Origin of the sequence: Aedoeadaptatus acetigenes, assembly GCF_025566985.1 — a bacterium.
Classification (GTDB): domain Bacteria; phylum Bacillota; class Clostridia; order Tissierellales; family Peptoniphilaceae; genus Aedoeadaptatus; species Aedoeadaptatus acetigenes.
In genome coordinates this window covers 2,505-3,112 of sequence record NZ_JAOQJD010000028.1, presented here as the reverse complement: position 1 = coordinate 3,112, position 608 = coordinate 2,505, and the positions used below count along the sequence as shown (strand labels likewise).

The window sequence follows — 608 nt, the reverse complement described above, 5'->3', positions numbered from 1 at the left end:
GGTCGTTACCAACCAAGTACCATCGGCGTTAAGAGGCTTAACTTCTGTGTTCGGCATGGGTACAGGTGTGTCCCTCTTGCTATCGTCACCGGACGAACCAAGTGCATATACAATCTCTTTTGGTCAAGTCTTCGACCGATTAGTATCTCTTAGCTACATACATTGCTGTACTTCCACCTGAGACCTATCTACCTCGTAGGCTACAAGGGGTCTTATCATAATTGAGGGAAATCTCATCTCGAGGGGGGCTTCGTGCTTAGATGCTTTCAGCGCTTATCCCTTCCAAACTTAGCTACTCAGCGATGCCATTGGCATGACAACTGATGCACCAGCGGTTTGTCCATCCCGGTCCTCTCGTACTAAGGACAGATCCTCTCAAATTTCCTACGCCCACGACGGATAGGGACCGAACTGTCTCACGACGTTCTGAACCCAGCTCGCGTGCCTCTTTAATGGGCGAACAGCCCAACCCTTGGGACATGCTTCAGCCCCAGGATGAGACGAGCCGACATCGAGGTGCCAAACCTCCCCGTCGATGTGGACTCTTGGGGGAGATAAGCCTGTTATCCCCAGGGTAGCTTTTATCCGTTGAGCGATGGCCCTTCCAC

At 52.0% G+C, this 608-nt stretch carries 2 rRNA genes (1 of these 2 only partly in view); both read right to left on the bottom strand.

Annotated elements, in window-relative coordinates:
- Positions 1–93 (bottom strand): 5S ribosomal RNA (gene rrf, locus OCV31_RS09570); the annotation flags it as partial.
- A 26-nt stretch (positions 94–119) separates the two neighbouring features.
- Positions 120–608: ribosomal RNA gene (locus tag OCV31_RS09565) — 23S ribosomal RNA — on the bottom strand; it runs 2,402 nt beyond the window's last position.